Here is a 23,429-nt window from a genome sequence, read left to right on the forward strand (position 1 = left end):
TAGGGTTTTAACGTTGGGGGTTGCAGCATGATTAAGGTCTATGGGGTACCGGGCTGGGGATCGGCCATCAGTGAAGTGATGCTCACACTGGCGGAGATCCCTTACAGCTTTATTGATGTGGACGGTTTTGACAGCGATGGTCCTTCGCGGGAGTTGCTTAAAACAATGAATCCACTATGCCAGGTGCCCACGCTGGTACTGGAAAATGGCAGCGTGATGACGGAAACGGCGGCGATCGCGCTGATGATCCTCGATCGTCGCCCCGAACTTTCACCACCCGTTGGACACGCCGAACGCCAGCAGTTTCAGCGTTTGCTGATATGGTTGGTGGCAAATGTCTATCCCACGTTTACCTATGCCGATTATCCTGACCGATGGGTACCGGACGCCCCGGCGCAGTTGAAAAAGAACTGCATTGAGTACCGTAAATCCCTCTATATGTGGCTGAACAACCAGCTAAGCGCCGAGCCGTACGCATTTGGGGATCAGCTAACACTGCTGGACATTTACATTGCCGTTATGCGCTCCTGGGGACCAGGACATGACTGGTTTCAGGACAACACGCCGAATATTAGCGCCATCGCCGATGCGGTTTGTCAGCATCCGAGGCTGCGTACCGTACTGAAAAGCAATAAGATTATTTGAATAAAAAAACGCTGTTCCGCAGGAGTGCAAATCCCGGAACAGCGGGCGAACTATCGCCATAAGTTTTAAATTACGCGACAGAAGGGGTCAGCGTAATACGATCCAATGGACCCACGATAAACAGATAAGAAATCAGGCCAATCAGCCCCATCGAACCGACGTACAGAATGGCGTAATCAAAAGACTGGGTATTCGCCAGAATGATGCCGATCACCAGTGGCGTGATGATACTGGCCATATTGCCGCACATATTGAAAACGCCACCTGCAATACCGAGCACTTCTTTTGGCGAGGTATCGCTAAGTACGCACCATCCCAGATTGCCAAAGCCCTTAGCGAAAAACGCCAGGCTCATCGCCGCGATCACCACAAATTCTGACGAGGTGTAGTTGGCGATAACGATGACGCAGGAAAGTAACATCCCGCAGATAACCGGCAGCTTACGGGCAATCGTCAGGCTGTAGCCGCGCTTTAATAGCCAGTCGGAGAAAACGCCGCCCAGTAACCCACCGATAAAACCGGCAATGGCAGGGATACTGGCGACAAACCCCACTTTGAGGATCGACATGCCTTTCGCCTGATACAGATAAGTAGGGAACCAGGTCAGGAAGAACCAGGTAATGGATGTCACGCAGAACTGTCCGATATATACGCCAATCATCATGCGGTTGACGCAGACGCTTTTAATTTGCGCAAAGGTAATCTTCTGTGGTTCTTTTTTATTACCCAGCGACGGTTCACCACCGCCTTCCCGAATATAGTCAATTTCCTGCTGGTTCACCTTTGGATGATGCATAGGGTCTCTGACTTTGACCAACCAGAAGATGCCAAGAATAACGCCTATTGCCCCAATGTAATAAAACACAAAGTGCCAACTGAGATTATGCAAAATAATCGTCATTAGCGGCGTAATAATCCCTAACGAGATATATTGCGCGGCCTGATAGACAGAGGTAACAAAGCCCCGTTCGTTATTAGGAAACCACTGCACGCTTAATCGGCTATTGGCCGGAAAGGCCGGAGCTTCAATCGCACCCATCAGTAATCGTAAGATAATCAATACGACAAGCGGGCTGGCGTACAGATAAATGGTGCCCTGAAACATAGTGACCAGCGACCAGCCAATCAGTGCGCAGCCGTATACCAGACGCGAGCCATAGCGATCCAGCAGCCAGCCGCCGGGTAGTTGCATAATGACATAAGAAATACCGAAGGCAGAAAAGGCCAGCCCCATTGCTTCAGGATCAAAACCTAATTCTTTGCTCATAATCGGCGCCACGACGGATAACGTCGCGCGATCGGCGTAATTAAATACGGTCGCAAGAAACAGAAATATCAGAATGCCGTAACGCACTTTTGTACGCTTTATTATTGTGTTCATCACCCACTCCTTTCATAAGGTTGAGAGCGTTTTTGTAGGGGAGGAGGGCGGGTATTGCTTACCCGCCAAATTAATTAAGGACGTTTGCCAAACTCGCAGGTTAATTGCGTCCAGCGGCGCGCCTGCTCGCTGATGCTGAAGCCCAGACCGTGACGATCGGAAACCCACATCCGGCCATCGCGCAGCTCAAGTTGTTCGTTAAATAACGGGTTCAGCCATTCAAAATGCTCCAGCCATGGCTCAAGCGGATAAGCGGCGGACAGATGCAGGTGAACTTCCATAGCGAAGTGTGGAGCCAACTTGCGACCATGTTTAGCCGCCAGGTCCATAATTTTCAGGAACGGTGAAATCCCTCCCACACGCGGTGCATCGGGCTGCACAAAATCGCTGGCATTGCCGAGGATCAGCTGTTCATGCTCGCGGAAGCTGGTCAGCATTTCACCGGTGGCAATCGGGGTATCAAGCGCGGCGGCCAGTTGGGCGTGGCCCTCAACATCGTAGGCGTCCAGCGGCTCTTCAATCCAGATTAGATTAAACTGCTCCATTTTACGTCCCATACGGATGGCGGTTTCCCGATCCCACTGCTGATTGGCATCGACCATTAGCGGGAAGTCATCCCCCAGCGCTTCACGCACCGCGGTTAAGCGGCGAATATCCTCGGCGCAGTTTGGCTGACCAACCTTGAGTTTGATACCACCAATGCCGTTTTCACGGGAAATAACCACGTTTTTTAGCACCTGATCCAGCGGCGTATGCAGGAATCCGCCGGAGGTGTTGTAGCACTGCACGGAGTCCCGATGCGCGCCAAGCAGTTTTGCCAGCGGCAATCCTGCACGCTTGGCTTTCATATCCCATAATGCGATATCGATAGGGGAGATGGCTTGTACCGCCATGCCGCTGCGCCCCACGGAAGCGCCAGCCCACAGCAGCTTGGTGTAGATCTTGTCAATATCGTTTGGATCTTCGCCTAACAGGTTATCGGCAATTTCTTTGGCATGCGCATAGATTCCCTGGCCGCCAGCCCGCTTGGAGTAACTAAATCCCACGCCTTCAAACCCGTCGCGGCTGCGGATCTCGGCGATGATTATGGCGACTTCAGTTAGCGGTTTCTGGCGACCGGTGAGCACTTTGGCATCGCTCACGGGTGTTGCCAGAGGAAGGAAAGCCAGAGACAGTTTTACCCATTCAATACGGTCACCGGTTTCTGCTGCGGTTTTAGCGTTAGCCGATTTGGCATAGGTCACGGCATCGGAATTGGCACTTAAAGACATATTGTTCTCTCCTGGTGATAACAAATGATTGCGCTATCATTTTTAATGTTAGCGCAATCACTGTGCCAGCGAATTGACTGCGATTTGAACAATTGCTCACAAATTCAGAGAGAGAAGGGTGGTAAATTATAAACGACGTCACATTCCAGTACTTTATGGAGAAATGCACAAATCATTGTGATTGCGCTATCATTTTGAGTGGCGATAATTAACTAAGCTGCTGTTTTCCCTGCGTTATCACTGAGCAACGCTGGCAATAGCCAAAATCATGATGAATAATGCCAGGATAAATCAGCGATTTTTGACAAGGGCATCGACAGTGAAAAATCCCAAACCACCGCGCGCTCCCACGCTGGAAGATGTTGCCCGTACCGCGGGATTGTCACCCATGACGGTGAGCAGGGCGTTGAATACCCCGCAGCTGGTGCGCCCGAAAACGGTTGAAAAAGTGATGCAGGCGGTGCGCGCCACCGGCTATATTCCCAACGCACTGGCTGGGGGACTGGCGTCGCGTCGCAGCAAGCTTATCGCCGTGGTTATTCCGCAAATTAACAACAATATGTTTGTCGATACCATCCAGTCATTAAGTGATGAACTGGCAGAACGCGGATACCACATTTTGCTTTGCGTGTCGGGTTATACACCGCAAACTGAGGCAGATCTGGTGGCGACGCTGCTTTCTCGTCGCCCGGATGGTGTAGTACTCACCGGTATTCATCATACCGCTGAGCTGAAAAAAGTGATTCTTAATGCGGCCATCCCGGTCGTGGAAATCTGGGATTTAACCCCAACACCCATCGATATGCTGGTCGGTTTTTCGCATGAAAAGGTCGGGCAAGCGGTGGCAGACTATCTGCTGAATAAAGGCTATCGACGTCCGGGGTTGTTATGGACTGCCGATCGCCGGGCAGGCCAGCGTAAACAAGGACTGTGCGATGCGCTGAGACGTCATGGTGTTGCGGCTGACGCACAGGTGGATGTTCCGCTTCCGGCCTCTCTGGCATTGGGACGCTCTGGATTAACGCAGCTATTGGCGGATCGCGAGTTTGATGTCATTGTCTGTAGCTCTGATACGCTAGCCCAGGGGGCGATCATGGAAGCCGAAAGCCGTGGTCTACGCGTGCCGCAGGAGTTAGCGATTATCGGTTTTGGCGATCTCGATTTTGCCGCCAGTAACCGACCTGCGATCACCACCGTCAGCGTCGACCGACGGGCCATTGGACAACGTGCCGCTTCACTGCTTGCCGATCGTATCGAACAAATTCCGCGTGAAGACGATATTATTGATGTCGGCTTTCATCTGGTAGAACGAGAGTCCGCATAAGTTACCTGCATCCCAAAACAATAAGGAATCTGCTATGCCGCACGTTGATATTAAATGTTTTCCTCGCGCTCTTACCGACGAACAGAAAACCGCCCTGGCGGCGGATATTACCGAGGTTATTATTCGTCATTTGCAAAGCAAAGACAGTTCAGTCAGCGTGGCGCTCAATGAAGTTGAGCCAGAGGCGTGGCAGGGCGTGTGGGATGCGGAAATAGCGCCGCAGATGGCAAAGTTGATTAAAAAACCCGGCTACAATATGTAAGAAAAAACGGGCGGAAAATCCGCCCATTTTCGTTGTGCTTACGGCGTAACGATGTTGAACCAGAATTCGAATTTATCCATATAGCCGAGCATGGCATCAAGCTTGGCGCCGTCACCGGTTATCTTCACGTCACCGCTGTCTTGTGCCTGTTTCAGCGTCACTTCCTTGAGGATGATTTTGTTCAGCGTATCGCGATTAAGCGTGATCGTAGCATCGGCATCTTTCGCTTCGGCATTGGCGGTATGGTTCAGGACGCCATTCTCCAGCTCAAGCTTATATTTACCGCCATCACTGCCAAGATCGATGTTAAACACCGACTTCGCATCACCCGCTTTTTGTCCGTTAATATGCACTGCCAGATAATCGAAGAACATTTCCGGCGTCATAGCACGAACGGTATCCGGGCTGGCGGTATTCGGGGTTGGGCCTTTGACCACGCCGTTACGCAGCTCTTGCGCGCCGGTCAGGTAGAAGTTACGCCACGGGCCGGATTCAGCCTGATAACCCAGTTGCTCAAGCGCATCTGCTTCCAGATTACGTGCGGCCTGGTTATTTGGATCGGCAAACACGACTTTGCTTACCACCTGTGCCACCCAGCGGTAGTTGCCCTGGTCATAGTCGGCTTTTGCTTTCTGCAAAATGGCGTCCGCACCACCCATGTAGTCGACAAATTTCTTCGCAGACTCTTCCGGCGGCAGCTCATCCAGCGTTGCCGGGTTGCCGTCAAACCAGCCGAGATAGAGCACATAGGTCGCTTTAACGTCATGGCTCACGGAGCCATAGTAACCGCGGTTAGCCCAGGTATGTGCCAGTGAGTCCGGTAGCTTAAAGTTGGCAGCGATTTCATCGCGGGTCAGACCTTCGTTAGCCATGCGTAGCGTCTGGTCGTTGATGTAGCGATACAGATCGCGCTGACTTTTCAGCAGGCTGACCACCTTGTCATTACCCCAGGTTGGCCAGTGGTGCTGCGCCATCAGCACTTCGGCTTTATCACCCCAGCGCACAATCGCTTCGTTGATGTATTTGGACCACGGCAGCGGCTCACGAATTTTGGCTCCGCGCAGGGAGTAGGTGTTGTGCAGGGTATGGGTAACATCTTCTGCGGATTCAATCAGTTTCTTCTCTTCGATGTACCACAGCATTTCCGATGGTGCTTCGGAACCCGGAGCCAGCATGAAGTCATAGGTCAGGCCGTCGATGACCTCTTTTTGTCCATCTTTCTCAATGATATTTGTTGGCGCAATCAGGGTAACGGTTCCCGCGGAGGTCGTGGTTCCCAGTCCCGCGCCGACCTGGCCTTTGGCATCAGGTTTTAACAGGTTGCCGTACATGTAGCTCGCGCGGCGGCTCATGACGTTACCGGCCATGATATTCTCAGCGACCGCGGCTTCCATAAAGCCGGCTGGCGCATAAACTTTCACTTTGCCCGCTTTAACGTCGGCTTCATCGACAACGCCGCGTACGCCGCCGTAATGGTCAACGTGGCTGTGGGTATAAATCACCGCAACAACCGGTTTTTGACCGCGGTTTTTAAAGTAAAGATCCATCCCGACTTTGGCCGTTTCTGCCGAGACCAGCGGGTCAACAACGGTGATGCCTTCTTTACCTTCAATAATGGTCATGTTTGACAGATCGAGGTTACGAATCTGGTAAACGCCATCCGTTACTTCAAACAGCCCGCTGATGTTGATCAACTGAGATTGACGCCACAGGCTCGGGTTTACCGTATCCGGGGCTTTATCGCCTTCTTTGATGAACGCGTACTGCTGCGGATTCCAGATAACATTTCCCTGCTCGCCCTTGATCACGTCCTGCGGGAGTGGGGCGATAAAGCCTTTGTGGGCGTCGGTAAAGTCGGTGTTATCGGAGAAGGGCAGTTGATTGTAAAGCGCGTTGTTGGCTTGTTGCGTGGCGGCTGTAGCGTCTTTGGGGGCTTCAGCGGCCATAAGGGGAACAGAAAACGATGTGAGTAACCCAGCAAGTATAAAACTTTGTGCGATTCTATTAAGTTGCATCGTAAAACCTCTCTGACACTTCAAAAGTACAGTTGGGGATGCTGCTTTGACGGATAGCGTTTTGATTAGGTATTTGAGTTAGTGCAAGATTAACTATAATTCACATGAATGATTAGGCAAGGAAGGCAGAGTAATTTATCTAACTGGTTTTTCAGAAGTTTTAAGAAAACAGTTGCGGATGACAGAGCAGAACTGCCATCCGTTAGCATACTATCATTCACCTGCGATAATGCGTTTCCCGCTGGAGATAAACGTTCCGGCCCCAAGGTGATGCAGAGTATTGAGCTTGCCATCATCAAACTGCCAGCGTCCTTCCACGAAGGCTCGCTCATCAGCAGCAGCGGAGACTACTTCCCCAAACAGAGTGTCATATTTTTCCTGTGCCGCCGTGGCTGGCAACAGGCGACACTCCATCCAGGCCAGACATTTCGCTTCTATCAGCGGTAAACCTAGCACGGGTCCTTGCACCACGGGAATGCCGTAACAGTTGAATTTATCTTCCACGCGACCGGAAACGCTGCCTACGGCCCAGGTCCAGTTGACGGCGGCGATACCCGGAATAACGATGCCGAATTTACCGCTACGTTCAATGAGATCTCGCGACCAGGCGGTCTTATCAACAACAATTGCTACCCGCGGCGGCTCAAATTCCACGGGCATTGACCACGCCGCAGCCATCACATTTCGCCGCTCAGTATGCTCATCCCGGCTGGTTATCAATATCGTTGGGCCATGATTGAGTAGCCGACTGGCATGTTTTAATTCGATCGGACGAAAATGGCTCATGGATGCTCCTTGGCTGAGAGATAACACACCACAATAAACATAGATATTAACGGTATTAGCGATTTTGTCGCCTCACAGGAATTAACAACGCACAAAATCGACAGCGTAAAACGAAAAATACGTTATAAGTACTGCATTAATCGAACAGGAACTCCGTATGACGCCTTTTTTAACCGCTTACTTTGCCCGTATTGGCTGGTCAGATTCGGCCAACGTCAACATTGAAACCTTGCAAGCGCTGCATTTACTGCATAACGCCGCGATTCCATTTGAAAACCTGGACGTATTACTGCCAAGAGAGATGCAGCTTGACGATTTGTCGCTGGAAGAGAAGCTGGTAACGGCGCGTCGTGGCGGTTATTGCTTTGAACAGAACGGCGTGTTTGAACGCGCGCTACGCGAAATCGGTTTTAACGTACGTAGCCTTCTCGGTCGCGTGGTACTGGCAAATCCGTCAAGCCTGCCGCCGCGCACGCATCGTCTGTTGCTGGTTGAATTGCAGGGAGAGCAGTGGATCGCCGACGTTGGTTTCGGCGGACAAACGCTGACGGCGCCGATTCGTCTGCAGGCTAACACTGAGCAGAAGACGCCACACGGCGAATATCGGCTGATTCAGGAAGGTGAAGATTGGATCCTCCAGTTCCGTCATCACGAACACTGGCAGTCAATGTATCGTTTCGATCTGGTCGTGCAGCATCAGAGCGATTATCTGATGGGCAACTTCTGGTCCGCACACTGGCCGCAATCACATTTTCGCCATCATCTGCTGATGTGCCGTCATCTGCCCGACGGCGGGAAATTAACGTTAACCAATTTTCACTTTACCCATTATCAGGATGGACATGCGGTAGAGCAGATTAATTTGCCTGACGTCGCCAGTTTGTATGCATTGTTGCAAGAACGATTTGGACTGGGTGTGGATGACGTGAAGCATGGATTTACCGAAGATGAGCTGGCGACGGTCATGGCGGCGTTTGATACGCATCCGGAGGCGGGGAAATAGGGGCATCGGAATTAATGCCGGATGCGGCGTCATCGCCTTATCCGGCCTACGGGAACAATTAAAAATCTATCGCCCATTCTGCGTGAAACAGGATCACCGCCGAACCGGTAATGGTGACTTTTTCCGGCTGGTTTTCACGGATAGTCACCGTCACATCAACAATCCCGTCGCGCCCGAGCGCACGGCCCTGATGCCCCTGAACACGTAACGTTTTCCCATCATGCGCCATCAGCCCATGGTGGACCAGCCACGCGCCCATTGGACCGTTGGCATTGCCGGTAACCGGGTCTTCCACAATACCAATAGCAGGTGAAAACATGCGGCCATCAGTGGCGTTTTCGCCCTCGCGGATTTGAAAAGGGAAAAAGCCGTTACAGCCAATTTGCTGGCTGATGGCGGTCAAAGCCGGTAAATCAGGGGAAATGGCGTCAAGGTCCACCTCGGGTTTCAGTGGAATCATCACTTTCGAATGTCCGGTCGTGGCAACCTGAATGGGTAAGCCTGCCAGCTTATCGTCTTCGCTCAGGTGCAGCGCATCGAGAATCGCAGTACGAACAGCGCCCTCCAGCGGAGGTTCAAAACCCGGTTCACCTTGCTCAAGGCTAATGCGATAGTCGTTCCCGGTAGCGTCAATATCCACCCGATGACGTCCGGCCAGCGAGGTTTGCCAGACCGTGCAGTTGCCCAGACCCAGCACCTTGGCCCGCACATAATGCGCGGCGACGGTAGCATGCCCACAGATAGGAACTTCGACCGTCGGGGTGAAATAGCGGATGCGAACATCGCTGTCGTCACTGGTCAGCAGAAATGCGGTTTCTGAATGACGCAGCTCGCGAGCGATGAGCTGCATCTGCGCGTCACTCAGTCCATCAGCATGTAAAACCACACCTGCTGAGTTGCCGCGAAAAGGGACCGAGGTAAAGGCATCGACGTGGTAAACCTGTGGTTTCATTAGCGTTCTCCCTGAAATGGAGAAGCATCATAACGTACAAAAAGCGGGATAGCGATGCAGGCCCGGTAAGCGCAAGCGCTACCGGGCATCAGAGTTCAATTATCGGCGGGAACGCACTATTTGATAGCGGCGAGTGAAGTACTCAAACGGCGCACTCCATACGTGGACCAGACGGGTGAACGGGAATAGCAGGAAGATAGTCATCCCCAGAACCAGGTGCACACGGAAAATCAACGCCACGCCATCCAGATGTGCAGATGCGCCGCCCTGGAAGGTCACCACTGACTGCGCCCAACCAACCAGTTTCAGCATTTCACTGCCGTCAGGATGCTGTGCGGAGAACGGGATGGTGGTTAAGCCGAGGATACACTGAATCAGCAGAACGCAAAGGATCAGAATATCAGCGGTGGAAGACGTTGCACGAATGCGCGGGTTGGTCAGACGCCGCACCAGCAAACCTGCGCCACCAACCAGCGTCAGTACGCCACAAAGCCCACCGGCAATCATCGCCATCTGTTGTTTCACCGCAATCGGCAGGAACCAGGCATACATCCAGTGCGGCGTTAGCATGCCGAACAGGTGACCGAAAAAGATCCCCAGAATGCCGATGTGGAACAGGTTTGACCACAGCACCATGCCGCGTTTGTCCAGCATCTGGCTGGAAGAGGCGCGCCAGGTGTATTGCCCGTAGTCATAGCGTAGCCAACTGCCGAGGATAAACACCGTACCGCACAGGTACGGGTAGATATCGTAAAAAAAGACGTTCAGGTACTGTATCATTTCGGGCCTCCCGCGCTGACGTCGACATACTGCGGCGCCACGTCCTGGCTAAAGCGTCGTTGATAGTTTTGTAACGGTGAACTGTCGCAGGCGGTGGCGTTATCCTCGATAAACTTCACCTGTTCCTCTTCCCACACCGCATCCAACGCCTGACGGGTATCATCGCGGGTTTCAGCACCAACCTGCTTAGTGACACTGTCACTTGAAAGAGGGCTTCCGGCAAGCAGCAGCAGGGCATCAAACAACTGATACCACGGCGTATCGCGCTGTTTTAAACGACCGCCAAGCAGCGCCAGAATGGGGGCAACGTTCTGCAGTCCTTCTTTGGCCTGGGCCTCCGGCAACACGCTCAAATACTCCAGATACAACGGCAGATGATCCGGTAGTTCGCGGCAGTCGAGCTGTAGCCCGACCTTTTCGTACTGCGCCAACAGATCAACCATCGCCTGACCACGGTCACGGGACTCGGCGTGCACATGCTCAAACAGCAGCAGAGAGGTGGCCCGGCCCCGGTCAAAGATTTCGCACCATTCCGCTTGTTTATCCAGCAGTGGCGCATTGAGCAATCCCTGGCTAAATTCGGTAAGCATGGGGGCATCGCTGGCCACAAGCGCCAGCGCGTCGTCTTTACACTCCCACAGTAGTTCGTCGGGATATTCCATCAGCAGGCCGATAACCTTCAGGATTTGCATTATTCACCCTCCGCTTTATCGCGAACTTCGGTGATGTCGATGGCATCAATACGGCTACTGTTAAACAGGTTGAATTTGGTATCTGAGCCATGGCAGCCGTCACCGAAGGTAAATCCGCAGCCGTTTTTCTCCGGGAAGGCATCGCGCGCCATTTCACGGTGGCTGGTCGGGATCACAAAGCGGTCCTCATAGTTGGCGATGGCCAGATAGCGATACATCTCTTCAACCTGCTCAACGGTCAGACCCACTTCCTCAATCGCGCGGGTGTCCGTCACGCCTTCGACGGTTTGCGCACGCATATAGTGGCGCATGGCCATCATCCGTTTGAGCGCGCGCAGCACCGGACCGGTATCGCCTGCGCTTAACATGTTAGCGAGGTACTGAACCGGAATTCGCAGCGACTCAACCGCAGGCAAAATGTTGCCATTGTGCGGCAGTCCGCCCGCGTCGGCGACCGACTGAATCGGTGACAATGGCGGTACATACCAGACCATCGGCAGGGTGCGATATTCCGGGTGCAGCGGCAGCGCCAGCTTCCAGTCCATCGCCATTTTGTAGACTGGCGAACGTTGGGCCGCTTCGATGACGTTGTGCGGAATACCTTGTTTTAACGCCTCTTCAATAACCGCCGGATCGTGCGGATTGAGGAATACATCGCACTGACGCTCATAGAGATCGGTCTCATGCTCGGTGCTGGCCGCTTCTTCGATGCGGTCGGCGTCGTACAGCAATACGCCGAGATAACGGATACGTCCAACGCAGGTTTCCGAACATACCGTCGGCTGGCCAGACTCAATACGCGGATAGCAGAAAATGCACTTCTCTGACTTACCGCTCTTCCAGTTAAAGTAGATTTTTTTGTACGGACAGCCGCTGATGCACAAGCGCCAGCCGCGACATTTGTCCTGGTCGATCAGCACAATGCCGTCTTCTTCACGCTTGTAGATAGCACCGCTTGGGCAGGTGGCGACACAGCTTGGGTTCAGGCAGTGCTCGCACAGGCGCGGTAAATACATCATGAAGGTGTTTTCGAACTGGCCGTACATCTCCTTTTGCATCTTCTCGAAGTTACGGTCGCGGGCACGTTTTGAAAATTCGCCGCCAAGCAGTTCTTCCCAGTTTGGACCCCAGATAATCTTGTCCATCCGCTTACCATCGATCAGCGAACGCGGACGCGCTGTGGGCTGATTCTTGCTTTCCGGCGCGCTATGCAGATGTTGATAATCGTAGGTAAACGGCTCATAGTAATCATCGATTTGCGGGATTACCGGGTTGGCGAAAATTTTGGTGATGACGCCCATCTTACCGCCCAGACGCGGTCTTATCTTGCCGTTAACATCGCGAACCCAGCCGCCTTGCCACTCTTCCTGATCTTCCCAGTTCTTCGGATAACCAATACCCGGTTTGGTCTCGACGTTATTAAACCACGCGTATTCCATCCCTTCACGTCCGGTCCAGACGTTTTTGCAGGTAACGGAGCAGGTGTGGCAGCCGATGCACTTATCCAGATTAAGAACCATGCCTACCTGTGAGCGTATTTTCATTTTTTCGCCTCCTGTACCTGATCGCGACCTTCATCATCCAGCCAGTTAATATTTTTCATTTTTCTAATCATGATGAACTCATCGCGGTTAGAGCCGACCGTACCGTAATAGTTGAAGCTGTATGCCAGCTGCGCATAGCCACCTATCATGTGCGTGGGTTTCGGGCAGACGCGGGTCACCGAGTTATGGATCCCGCCGCGCATCCCGGTCACTTCTGAGCCAGGGATATTCATGATTCGCTCCTGAGCGTGATACATCATGGTCATTCCCGGTGGCACGCGTTGACTCACCACTGCACGCGCGGTGAGCGCACCGTTGGCGTTGAAGGCTTCGATCCAGTCGTTATCCTCAATGCCCAGCTCTTTGGCATCGGTCTCGCTGATCCAGACAATAGGTCCGCCGCGCGACAGCGTCAGCATCAGCAGGTTTTCACTATAGGTGGAGTGGATCCCCCATTTCTGGTGCGGCGTCAGGAAGTTGAGCGCTTTTTCCGGGAAGCCGTTAGGCGGAACCTCGCGCATTTCACTGACGCTGCGGGTATCGATAGGTGGACGATACGCCACCAGACTTTCACCGAACGCACGCATCCACGCATGATCCTGATACAGCTGTTGGCGACCGGACAGGGTACGCCATGGGATCAGCTCGTGGACGTTGGTATAGCCTGCGTTATAGGAAACATGTTCACTTTCCAACCCGGACCAGGTGGGGCTGGAGATGATTTTGCGCGGCTGTGCCTGGATATCGCGAAAACGGATCTTCTCGTCTTCTTTGTTCAACGCCAGGTGCGTATGGTCGCGTCCGGTCATCGCCCCCAGCGCTTCCCAGGCTTTCACCGCCACCTGACCGTTTGTTTCCGGTGCCAGGGCAAGGATCACCTCAGAGGCATCCAGCGCGGTGTCAATCAGCGGGCGGCCTTTTGCCGGGCCTTCGCGCTTGGTGTAGTTCAGCTTGCCGAGGAAATCGACTTCTGCCTGGGTATTCCACGCAATGCCTTTCCCGCCGTTTCCGAGTTTGTCCATGAGCGGGCCAAGTGAAGTAAAGCGTTCGTAGGTGGCGGGGTAGTCACGCTCCACAACGGCGATATTCGGTGCCGTTTTGCCCGGGAGGAGATCGCATTCGCCTTTGCGCCAGTCCTGAATGTCAAACGGCTGCGCCAGCTCTGCCGGAGAGTCGTGTTGCAGCGGTTGCAATACCACATCCGTTTCTTGTCCAAGGTGTCCGACGCAAACCTCAGAAAATACTTTGGCGATGCCTTTATAAATTTCCCAGTCGCTCTTCGATTCCCATGCCGGGTCGACCGCCGCAGACAACGGGTGAATAAACGGATGCATATCCGAGGTATTCATATCGTCTTTTTCATACCAGGTAGCGGTTGGCAGAACGATATCGGAGAACAAACAGGTGCTGGACATACGGAAATCGAGCGTGACCAGCAGATCGAGCTTGCCCTCTATCGCCGCCGACTGCCATTCAACCTCTTCAGGTTTAATACCCTCGCTTGAACCGAGCGCTTCCCCCTGGATCCCGCTTTCGGTACCCAGCAAATATTTGAGCATGTATTCATGCCCTTTACCGGAGGAGCCGAGCAGGTTAGAGCGCCAGACGAAGAGGTTGCGCGGATGGTTTTTGCCGTTATCTGGCTGTTCGCAGGCAAAACGAATATCACCTGACTTCAGCGCCTGTGCGGTGTATTGCGCAGGAGATAGCCCTGCTTGTTCGGCTTTTGCTTTAACGGTCAAAGGGTTGAGGTTAAGCTGCGGCGCAGACGGCAGCCAGCCCATCCTTTCAGCCCGTACGTTAAAGTCAATCAAATGTCCGCTAAACTTCGACGCATCGGCCAGCGGAGAGAGGAGTTCCTGCGCGGTGAGTTTTTCATAACGCCACTGGCTGGAGTGGTTATAGAAAAACGAAGTGCTGTTCATCTGACGCGGTGGTCGGTTCCAGTCCAGCGCAAAGGCCAGCGGCAACCAACCGGTTTGCGGACGCAGTTTCTCCTGACCCACATAGTGCGCCCAGCCGCCGCCGCTTTGTCCCACGCAGCCACAGAACACGAGGATGTTAATCATGCCACGGTAGTTCATATCCATGTGATACCAGTGGTTCACGCCAGCCCCGAGAATGATCATCGAACGGCCATGCGTTTTGTGCGCAGTATCAGCAAACTCACGGGCGATCTGTTCGATATGACGGCGTGGCACCCCCGTAATTTGCTCGCCCCAGGCCGGGGTGTAGGCTTTCACTTCGCTGTAATCTTGCGCGCTATGAACGTCATCCAGACCACGATCGAGGCCATAATTCGCCAGCACCAGATCATAGACGCTCACCACCGGGCAACGGCTACCGTCAGCGAGGGTAAGATGTTTTACCGGCAGTTGACGGATCAGCACCGGTTCTTGTTTTACACTGCGAAAATGTGGGTTTTCGTTGCCGCCAAAATAGGGGAATGCCACGCCGGTCACTTCATCATGCTGACCAAGCAGCGAAAGAGAAAGTTCAGTTTCAGCGCCAGCCGCCAGTGGTTCCAGGTTCCATTTGCCTTTTTCCCCCCAGCGAAAACCGATAGATCCGTTCGGGACAACCAGTTCGCCAGCGCTGTTAAAGGCTACCGTTTTCCACTCTGGATTGTTGCTTTCACCCAGGCCATCGACAAGGTCTGAAGCACGCATCATGCGTCCAGGCACGTAGCTGCCATCTTCGCGGGCATCCAGCAAAACCAGCATCGGCATGTCGGTATAGCGACGACAGTAATTGAGGAAATAATCGCTGGGATTGTCGAGGTGGAACTCTTTCAGGATGACGTGGCCCATCGCCATTGCCAGCGCGCTGTCTGTCCCTTGTTTGGGTGCCAGCCACTGATCGCACAGTTTGGCGACTTCCGAGTAGTCCGGCGTAATGGCAATCGTCTTGGTGCCTTTGTAGCGTACTTCTGTGAAAAAGTGCGCATCCGGGGTACGGGTCTGCGGCACGTTAGAGCCCCAGGCGATGATATAGCTGGAGTTATACCAGTCGGCGGACTCAGGAACGTCGGTCTGCTCGCCCCAGGTCATCGGTGACGCGGGCGGTAAGTCGCAGTACCAGTCATAGAAACTCAGACATGTTCCGCCGATTAGCGAGAGATAGCGAGTGCCGGCGGCATAGGAAACCATCGACATCGCCGGGATCGGGGAGAAGCCGACCACGCGATCCGGGCCGTAGGTTTTCACCGTCCAGACGTTGGCGGCAGCAATCAGCTGATTAAGCTCTTTCCAGTTCGAACGGATAAACCCACCGCGCCCGCGTACCTGCTTGTAGCTCTGGCATTTTTGCGGGTCGTTCATAATGGATTCCCAGGCCAGCACCGGATCGGGCTGGTGGGAGAGGGCGTCGCGCCACAATTCGATTAAGCGTTTACGCACCAGGGGATATTTCAGGCGGTTAGCGCTATAGAGATACCACGAATAACTGGCGCCGCGTGGACAGCCACGGGGCTCATGATTTGGCAGGTCAGGACGGGTACGCGGGTAGTCGGTTTGCTGCGTTTCCCAGGTCACCAACCCGTTTTTAACGTAGATCTTCCAGCTGCATGAGCCGGTACAGTTAACGCCGTGGGTAGAACGCACAATTTTGTCGAACTGCCAGCGCTGACGATAGCTGTCTTCCCAGTCCCGGTTGGTGTGCATCACTTGCCCGTGCCCCTCGGCAAACGTATCACCCTTTTGTTTAAAGTAGCGAAAGCGGTCTAACAGTTTACTCATGACATAACTCCTGCTTCGATAATATTGCCGACGGTGAATCGAACTCCAGGCCTGATCCGACCTACCTGAATGTCCGATCCTGCGGTATCCATTTTGTTATTTTTTTTGTGATTTACGGCCATAGACCAACCAGGTCACCAGCACGCAGACGATGTAAAACACGAGGAATATTTTCATGGCACCCACCGGAGAGCCGGTCAACGCCAGCGATGAGCCGAACGCTTTAGGAATGAAGAAGCCCCCCACTGCGCCAATAGCGGAAATAAATCCCAGGGCGGCTGCGGTATCGGTTACCGCTTCCCGCTGAGCCTGTTCTTCGGTACCACCATGCAGCTTCACCCGATAAATTGTGATTTTGCGAAAGATCACCGCAATCATCTGGAAGGTTGAACCGCTGCCCAGACCCGCGGTCAGGAACAAGCCCATAAACACCAGGTAAAACGCGATAAAGCTACCTTCGCCCGAGCCGGGCAAAGTGAGAAACAGCAGGGCGCTGAACAGTGCCATAAAGATGAAGTTAATTAGGGTGACACGCACACCACCAAACTTGTCAGAGATAACACCACCCGCCGATCGTGCAAGCGCGCCGATGAAGGGGCCGAAGAACGCCAGTTGCAGGATATTCACGTCGGGGAACTGGGTTTTCGCCAGCATGGCAAAGCCTGCCGAAAAACCGATAAATGAACCGAAGGTGGCGAGATACAGCAGACTTAATAACCACAGATGAAAACGCTTGAGGACCGGTAACTGAGAGGCAATTGAGGCCTTCGAGCTGGCAATGTCGTTCATTCCCATGCCCGCTGCCACGGTGGCTATCAGCAGTAACGGCACCCATATCCATGCTGCATTGGCCAGCGACAATAACGAGCCGTCAGCTTGCGGTACGCCCTGTACGCCCAAAAAGGTAAATATGGGCAGAAAGATCACCAGTGGCGCGATCAACTGCATCACGCTGACGCCGAGGTTGCCGAGACCACCGTTAACGCCTAATGCGCTACCTTGCTTCGCTTTGGGGAAGAAAAAGCTGATATTGCCCATGCTGGAGGCAAAGTTAGCGCCAGCAAAACCACACATCAGCGCAATGATTATAAATACTCCAAACGGAGTAGCGGTATTTTGCACGGCAAATCCGAGCCAGACGCAGGGAATAACCAGAATAATCGTGCTAAAAATGGTCCAGCGACGACCACCAAATATAGGTACCATAAAGGAGTAGGGCACGCGTAATATTGCACCAGAAAGAGATGGCAATGCCGTTAATAAAAACAGTTGGTCGGTGGTGAAATTAAAACCAATTTTATTCAGATTGACGGCTACGGCGCTGAACAACATCCAGACACAGAACGCAAGCAGCAGACAACTTACTGATATCCAGAGGTTTCTGCGCGCAATGTGCTTGCCTTTATTTTCCCAAAAGCCGGGGTTCTCTGGTTTCCAGTCAGTCAAAAGATAACGATTATTTTTCTCATTTGATGATGACATATTATTCTCCATGCACATGCCGTTCATGAAAAAGAAATAAACGCATGCAGCGCCGCGCGGCTTCTTTTTAGAAACTATTGAAAAGTTTTAGGAATATTGACTGAAAGAATAGATAAAAAAGCGCAATAACGCGGCGTGATGGGAGAATTACACGTTGCTTAAGTGTTACTAATTGTAAACATAAAAGATGTATTGTTAATCCATCTATTACATCAAATAAATAACTCCTGCGTTATCATACGATCAAGGTGACGATCGAATGCAGGATCGGCCATTTCCTCAATACCTAATATGTACATACCATCCAGGCCGCAGACTAATGCGATTAAGCGCCATGCGACGTCGGCGGCATCAGGCGCGGATGAGAACTCACCGGCTTTCTGTCCTTGTGTAATGATGTTGGCGGTTTCTTCGTGCCACATTCGCATGGTCAACAGGTAGGCGCTTTTAATTTCCGGATCTTTACCCGCAACAACCTGTGCTTCACGCCATAGCTTAATATAGGGTTCCAGACCACCATCTTCACTGCCTAGCATCGCATGCAGTCGCTCACGGAAACTGGCGTCTTCGCTGACCAGTTCGGCATCAAGTAGGGTGCGGATAAGGCGCACAAATGCCTGGGATTTGAGTTCGCCGGCAGAGGCGAAATGGTGATGTACCTGGCCCGTCGCGACGTGAGCTTCTGCAGCAATGCGTCGAACCGTCATGGCGGAAAATCCTTCTTCAAGTGCGACACGCATTGCTGCTTGCAGAATCACTTCCCGACGTTCATCCCGATTTAGATAGCTCATCATTCCTCCTGTACCCGTATAGATCGCAGTCTAACAAAAAGTTGGACATATGTTCAATTTTCCGTAGGATCGCTAAAACTGGACATGTGTCCAGTTTTGGTTTCGTTAGGGAGTTTTATGTTTCGTCAGTGGTTAACGTTAGTCATTATTGTGCTGGTCTACATCCCTGTTGCGATTGATGCAACGGTGCTGCACGTTGCCGCGCCCACGCTGAGTATGACGCTGGGTGCCAGTGGTAACGAGCTGCTGTGGATCATTGATATTTATTCCCTGGTAATGGCCGGAATGGTATTGCCAATGGGTGCGTTGGGGGATCGCATCGGCTTTAAACGTCTGCTGCTGTTAGGCGGTGGATTATTTGGTCTCGCATCGCTGGCGGCCGCTTTTGCTCATAGCGCAAGCTGGCTGATTGCCACCCGGGCGGTATTGGCGATTGGCGCGGCGATGATTGTTCCGGCAACGCTGGCGGGTATTCGCGCCACGTTCTCTGAGCAACGGCATCGAAATATGGCTCTCGGCGTCTGGGCGGCGGTCGGTTCCGGCGGTGCGGCGTTTGGCCCACTGGTTGGCGGGATGCTGCTGGAGCACTTCTACTGGGGGTCCGTATTCTTAATTAATGTGCCGATTGTCCTGGTGGTAATGGCTTTAACCGCACGCTTAGTGCCGCGCCAGGCTGGACGTCGCGATCAATCGTTAAATTTTGGTCATGCGATCATGCTGATTGTTGCCATTCTGCTGTTGGTTTACAGCGCTAAAACCGCGCTGAAAGGGCATACGGCGACCGTTGCCATCGCCCTTACGCTGTTAACCGGCGCTTTGCTGTTGTGGCAGTTTGTCCGCATCCAGCTTGCGGCAGCCCGCCCGATGATTGATATGCGGTTGTTCACGCATCGCATCATTTTAAGCGGCGTAGTGATGGCCATGACCGCGATGATAACGCTGGTGGGTTTTGAGTTGCTGATGGCGCAGGAGCTACAGTTTGTCCACGGCTTAACACCGTATCAGGCAGGGTTGTTCATGCTGCCTGTGATGCTGGCCAGTGGTTTCAGCGGACCGATTGCCGGTATGTTGGTTTCACGTCTGGGATTACGTTGTGTGGCAACGGCGGGCATGGCGCTGAGCGCTGTTAGCTTTTACGGCCTGGCGATGACGGATTTCAGTAGCCAACAGGTACAAGCCTGGATTTTGATGGCTTTGCTCGGCTTCAGCGCCGCCAGTGCGCTTCTGGCTTCAACGGCGGCTATCATGGCAGCAGCGCCGGCAGAAAAAGCCGCCGCCGCGGGTGCCATCGAGACAATGGCTTATGAACTGGGGGCAGGACTTGGGATCGCTATCTTTGGTTTACTGTTGAGCCGCAGCTTTTCTGCATCGATTCTGCCGCCAGCCGGACTTAATCCGCAGGAAGTAGAACGAGCCACATCGTCAATGGGGGAGGCGGTACAACTGGCGCACTCGCTCCCGTCGTCACTGAGTGAGGCATTGCTGACGGCTGCCAGAGAAGCGTTCACCTGGTCACATAGCGTGGCCTTAAGCAGCGCCGGCAGCATGCTTATCATATTAGCGATAGGAATGTGGTTCAGTCTGGCAAAGGTACAACGTTAATAACTAGTGAGCTAAATGACAGGGGTAATCCATCTCTTCGACTTCTTTCCCACTCAGTCGAGCGTATTGCCCCGTCAATCTCCAGAACGCAGGCTGTGTTTCCGTATAGATTTCTGCCGCTAATATCAGGCGGCGGCGATCTACCTCATTAAGTTCCAGAAGTGTCCATGGAATAAAGTAGCGATCGCTGTCCGTCAACGTAAACCACAGTGGGCATCCGCAGCCGGAACAGAAGAACCGTTCACCACGATTTGAAGAAGGAAAGTGCGAAGGTTCTGCCGATTCTGGCGACATCAGCGGGTGAGTGCTGGCTTCCAGATACATGGCGATGCCGCCTGACCATTTCTGACACAGCGTACAGTGGCAGGCATAGACATCCAGCATTTCGACGTCAACGGTAAAATGACTCTGTCCGCAAAGACAACGACCAGTGAATGTCTGCACGGCATACTCCTTATGACCGAGTCTACATTAAGAGAAAAAGCCAGCCCTTGAAGGACTGGCTTTGTATTCAGACTACAACAAAATTAGAACTGGTAGTTCAGACCAACAGCCACGATGTTGTCAGTGCTGATCTGCGCAACATTTTTAGTGAAGTTAGTGTCATCCAGCAGGTTGATTTTGTAATCAACGAAGGTGGACATGTTTTTGTTGAAGTAGTAGGTAGCACCCAAGTCTACGTATTCAACCAGATCCTGGTCGCCGTATGCACCCAGATCTTTACCTTTGGATTTCAGGTAAGCGATGGACGGACGCAGGCCGAAGTCGAACTGGTACTGTGCAACAGCTTCAAAGTTCTGAGTTTTGTTAGCAATACCGTCGATTTTACCGAATGTGGTCATATTGCGGGTTTCGGAGTAGGTGGTCGCCAGGTAGATGTTGTTCGCATCATACTTCAGACCAGCAGCCCACACTTCCGCATTCTGACCTGAAGCGTAAAGACCGTTGGTGCCGTTGCGCACTTGACGATCGGTACGGTCAGATTTCGCATAGGTAGCACCAACGCCGAAACCTTCGTATTCATAGGTAGTAGACAGACCGAAACCATCACCGTTCGCTTCAACTTCATCGGTACGATCGTTTTTGCCCTGGTACTGAGCGGCAAAGTTCAGACCTTCAACCAGACCGAAGAAATCGGTGTTGCGGTAGGTAGCAACGCCGGTAGCACGCTGGGTCATGAATACGTCGGTCTGGGTCCAGGTATCACCACCGAACTCAGGCAGGACGTCGGTCCATGCGCCGATGTCGTAAGCTACGCCGTAGTTACGACCGTAGTCGAAAGAACCGTATTCAGCGAATTTCAGGCCAGCGAATGCCAGACGGGTTTTGTCTGCTTCGGAACCCTGGCTTTCGGAACGGTTGCCTTTGAATTCGTATTCCCACTGACCAAAACCAACCAGCTGGTCATTGATCTGAGTTTCGCCTTTGAAGCCCAGACGCGCGTAGGTTTTGTCGCCATCGCTGCTGGTGTCGTCAGAGAAGTAATGCTGAGCGTGAACTTTACCGTAGATATCCAGTTTGTTTGCGTCTTTGTTATATAGCTCAGCTGCGTTTACCGCACCTGCCGCCAACAGGCTAGTCACTGCCACTGCAACTAATTTAAGTTTCATTCTAAATAATCCTTATAATTTTTTCTTGGTGTGTTTCCTAAACCATTGCTAAACGAAGGGGTTCGTCAATGGCAAACTATTTTTAAATGACGCAGTGGTATAAGTTCAATAATAAGTTTCATAATATTGCGAAATATTTGAATTTGTGTGATCCAGATCTACATAATATAGCTGATTGTATTAATCTTTATATGTGACAAATCTGAATGGGTATATTTACGTAGGGGACTATTGTGCTGTCTATGGTTTAAATGGCGTTAGTCACGCAGGTATAATATATACATACCGAGGAATATAGATAAGCATGCAATATTTTCGGGAGTTGATTAACCACCAATTATTTAACATTAAATTAAACAAAAATAAACATAAACCACAAGTGGAATGAACATTTATTATTCATTAATTTGATTACAGTGTAGCCGGGTTTTAGATTTGCGCGATAAAACCCGGATTTTTTTTCAGGCGCGGCGTGTTGCCAACCAGCAAAGTAGCGAACCCGCACAAACCATCAATGCACCCTGCCAGAAAGATAGCGACAACGGGGCGCTGAGTAACACAGCAGCCAGGGCGGAGGAGAGCACTGGGGTAAAATAGGAACCTACGGCCATGATGGTCACGTTGCCATGCAAAATGCCAATATTCCACGCCGCATAGGCAAATCCTAACGTTAATGCCGCTGAGAACATTTTAATAGTCACCGAAGTGCTGAAATTCATTTCTGGTTGCGGAGTCATAAAATAGTAAACCCACAAACTTGCAGCCGTTAGTAACACGAATACGGTAATACCGTTAAAGCCTTTTGCGTATTTATTGGTCACCGTGCAATACGTTGCCCAGATAAATGCGCCAAGAAAGGCGAGGAAATAGCTCAGCGGGCTGCTGGCAACGTTGTTTATAATTTCACCAGGATTAAGGCCATTTTCGCCACCCAATACCCAACAAACCCCGGTCAATGCGATAATTAATCCTGGGATTACCAGCCAGGTTGTTTTTTGACCATTAAATAAAATAGCAAACAATATCGTCAGACTCGGCCAGAGATAATTAACCATACCGACTTCAATAGCCTGGTGACGAGTAGCCGCATAACCGAGAGCCAGCGCTAAACATATTTCATAAGTAACAAAAAGCACGCTACCCGCGATTAAATAACGCACAGGAATTTTTCTGATATTCGGAAAGCCGACGGTAAAAATCAGCAACAGGCCACTTAACGAAAAAATCATTGCTGCGCCACCTGCAGGACCCAGTCCTTCACTTACCCCACGCATTAGCCCGACCATCGTGCTCCAGAGCACGATGGCAATGAGCCCAATTAACGTCGCTTTTTGTTTTGTCATTCTGATTGTCTGTCCATGGTGCTGGCAAAAATTTAAGCTGAAATTTATAGCACTTTTACACCGTAGCGCGCTAACTAATTACCTTTCACCTACCCCCTTATGGGTACAAAGGTTAAACAAAGTGCACTATTTAGTAGCGGAACCGTTTCGTTATTGATTTGACGCAAAAAAAATATGGATATAGCTGATAGTTTCGTCGCGAAGTTGTA

General features: G+C 52.1%; 19 protein-coding genes. 5 read left to right on the forward strand and 14 right to left on the reverse strand.

Annotated elements, in window-relative coordinates:
• The first annotated feature begins 27 nt into the window (after window positions 1-27).
• Window positions 28-645 (forward strand): glutathione S-transferase family protein, encoded by a 618-nt coding sequence (locus OGY17_RS11520; protein WP_008784816.1) that lies wholly within the window; start codon window positions 28-30, stop codon window positions 643-645.
• Between the two features lie 70 nt (window positions 646-715).
• Here OGY17_RS11520 and OGY17_RS11525 read toward each other — a convergent pair whose 3' ends face one another.
• Both OGY17_RS11525 and OGY17_RS11530 read right to left on the reverse strand, forming a co-directional pair.
• Entirely contained in the window at window positions 716-2,026 is a 1,311-nt protein-coding gene (locus tag OGY17_RS11525; protein ID WP_008784815.1) for an MFS transporter, read from the reverse strand.
• Window positions 2,027-2,100: 74 nt separating this feature from the next.
• Window positions 2,101-3,297 (reverse strand): L-talarate/galactarate dehydratase, encoded by a 1,197-nt coding sequence (locus OGY17_RS11530; protein WP_032943493.1) that lies wholly within the window; start codon window positions 3,295-3,297, stop codon window positions 2,101-2,103.
• A 319-nt stretch (window positions 3,298-3,616) separates the two neighbouring features.
• Here OGY17_RS11530 and OGY17_RS11535 point away from each other — a divergent pair, with 319 nt between their 5' ends.
• Together OGY17_RS11535 and pptA are read left to right on the forward strand one after the other, a co-directional pair.
• Window positions 3,617-4,621: a LacI family DNA-binding transcriptional regulator gene (locus OGY17_RS11535; RefSeq protein ID WP_267439404.1), complete on the forward strand. Its 1,005-nt coding sequence runs from the start codon at window positions 3,617-3,619 to the stop codon at window positions 4,619-4,621.
• A 34-nt stretch (window positions 4,622-4,655) separates the two neighbouring features.
• Complete coding sequence (gene pptA, locus OGY17_RS11540; protein WP_100272447.1) at window positions 4,656-4,883, forward strand: tautomerase PptA; 228 nt, start codon at window positions 4,656-4,658, stop codon at window positions 4,881-4,883.
• A 38-nt stretch (window positions 4,884-4,921) separates the two neighbouring features.
• Here the strand turns inward: pptA and OGY17_RS11545 are convergent, their stop codons facing one another.
• A complete protein-coding gene (locus OGY17_RS11545; RefSeq protein WP_008784811.1) occupies window positions 4,922-6,898 on the reverse strand; it encodes an alkyl/aryl-sulfatase in 1,977 nt (658 codons plus the stop codon).
• A gap of 213 nt (window positions 6,899-7,111) precedes the next feature.
• Entirely contained in the window at window positions 7,112-7,684 is a 573-nt protein-coding gene (locus tag OGY17_RS11550; protein WP_003833054.1) for a flavin reductase family protein, read from the reverse strand.
• A gap of 157 nt (window positions 7,685-7,841) precedes the next feature.
• Between OGY17_RS11550 and nhoA the strand changes: the two genes are divergently transcribed.
• A complete protein-coding gene (gene nhoA / locus OGY17_RS11555) occupies window positions 7,842-8,687 on the forward strand; it encodes an N-hydroxyarylamine O-acetyltransferase (protein ID WP_126318064.1) in 846 nt (281 codons plus the stop codon).
• A 58-nt stretch (window positions 8,688-8,745) separates the two neighbouring features.
• Here the strand turns inward: nhoA and OGY17_RS11560 are convergent, their stop codons facing one another.
• The 7 genes from OGY17_RS11560 to OGY17_RS11590 all read right to left on the reverse strand — a co-directional run bounded on the left by OGY17_RS11560 (window position 8,746) and on the right by OGY17_RS11590 (window position 18,665).
• Entirely contained in the window at window positions 8,746-9,639 is an 894-nt protein-coding gene (locus OGY17_RS11560; RefSeq protein WP_267439407.1) for a PhzF family isomerase, read from the reverse strand.
• 99 nt (window positions 9,640-9,738) lie between these two features.
• Complete coding sequence (gene narI, locus OGY17_RS11565; RefSeq protein WP_003833047.1) at window positions 9,739-10,419, reverse strand: respiratory nitrate reductase subunit gamma; 681 nt, start codon at window positions 10,417-10,419, stop codon at window positions 9,739-9,741.
• Window positions 10,416-11,111, reverse strand: coding sequence for a nitrate reductase molybdenum cofactor assembly chaperone (gene narW / locus OGY17_RS11570; protein ID WP_079937278.1), 696 nt, complete (start codon window positions 11,109-11,111; stop codon window positions 10,416-10,418). Before narW ends, narI begins: the two co-directional genes overlap by 4 nt.
• Window positions 11,111-12,655 (reverse strand): nitrate reductase subunit beta, encoded by a 1,545-nt coding sequence (narH, locus tag OGY17_RS11575; protein WP_008784807.1) that lies wholly within the window; start codon window positions 12,653-12,655, stop codon window positions 11,111-11,113. Before narH ends, narW begins: the two co-directional genes overlap by 1 nt.
• Window positions 12,652-16,392 (reverse strand): nitrate reductase subunit alpha, encoded by a 3,741-nt coding sequence (locus tag OGY17_RS11580; protein ID WP_060682192.1) that lies wholly within the window; start codon window positions 16,390-16,392, stop codon window positions 12,652-12,654. The genes narH and OGY17_RS11580 overlap by 4 nt, the downstream gene beginning before the upstream one ends.
• 96 nt (window positions 16,393-16,488) lie before the next feature.
• Complete coding sequence (locus OGY17_RS11585; RefSeq protein WP_008784805.1) at window positions 16,489-17,874, reverse strand: NarK family nitrate/nitrite MFS transporter; 1,386 nt, start codon at window positions 17,872-17,874, stop codon at window positions 16,489-16,491.
• Window positions 17,875-18,086: 212 nt separating this feature from the next.
• Complete coding sequence (locus tag OGY17_RS11590) at window positions 18,087-18,665, reverse strand: TetR family transcriptional regulator (protein ID WP_057068227.1); 579 nt, start codon at window positions 18,663-18,665, stop codon at window positions 18,087-18,089.
• 117 nt (window positions 18,666-18,782) lie between these two features.
• Here OGY17_RS11590 and OGY17_RS11595 point away from each other — a divergent pair, with 117 nt between their 5' ends.
• Window positions 18,783-20,267 carry an MFS transporter gene (locus OGY17_RS11595; protein ID WP_008784803.1) on the forward strand — a complete coding sequence of 495 codons (1,485 nt, stop codon included), beginning with the start codon at window positions 18,783-18,785 and terminating at the stop codon, window positions 20,265-20,267.
• Between the two features lie 3 nt (window positions 20,268-20,270).
• Here the strand turns inward: OGY17_RS11595 and OGY17_RS11600 are convergent, their stop codons facing one another.
• The 3 genes from OGY17_RS11600 to yddG form a co-directional block, all read right to left on the reverse strand.
• Window positions 20,271-20,711: a GFA family protein gene (locus OGY17_RS11600; RefSeq protein WP_008784802.1), complete on the reverse strand. Its 441-nt coding sequence runs from the start codon at window positions 20,709-20,711 to the stop codon at window positions 20,271-20,273.
• A gap of 83 nt (window positions 20,712-20,794) precedes the next feature.
• Window positions 20,795-21,877: a porin OmpD gene (ompD, locus tag OGY17_RS11605; RefSeq protein WP_286607259.1), complete on the reverse strand. Its 1,083-nt coding sequence runs from the start codon at window positions 21,875-21,877 to the stop codon at window positions 20,795-20,797.
• 461 nt (window positions 21,878-22,338) lie between these two features.
• Window positions 22,339-23,220 carry an aromatic amino acid efflux DMT transporter YddG gene (gene yddG / locus OGY17_RS11610; protein WP_048214181.1) on the reverse strand — a complete coding sequence of 294 codons (882 nt, stop codon included), beginning with the start codon at window positions 23,218-23,220 and terminating at the stop codon, window positions 22,339-22,341.
• Window positions 23,221-23,429: the final 209 nt, after the last annotated feature.

Source organism: Citrobacter sp. Cpo126 (assembly GCF_030332445.1).
In the GTDB taxonomy this organism is placed as follows: Bacteria; Pseudomonadota; Gammaproteobacteria; order Enterobacterales; family Enterobacteriaceae; genus Citrobacter; species Citrobacter portucalensis.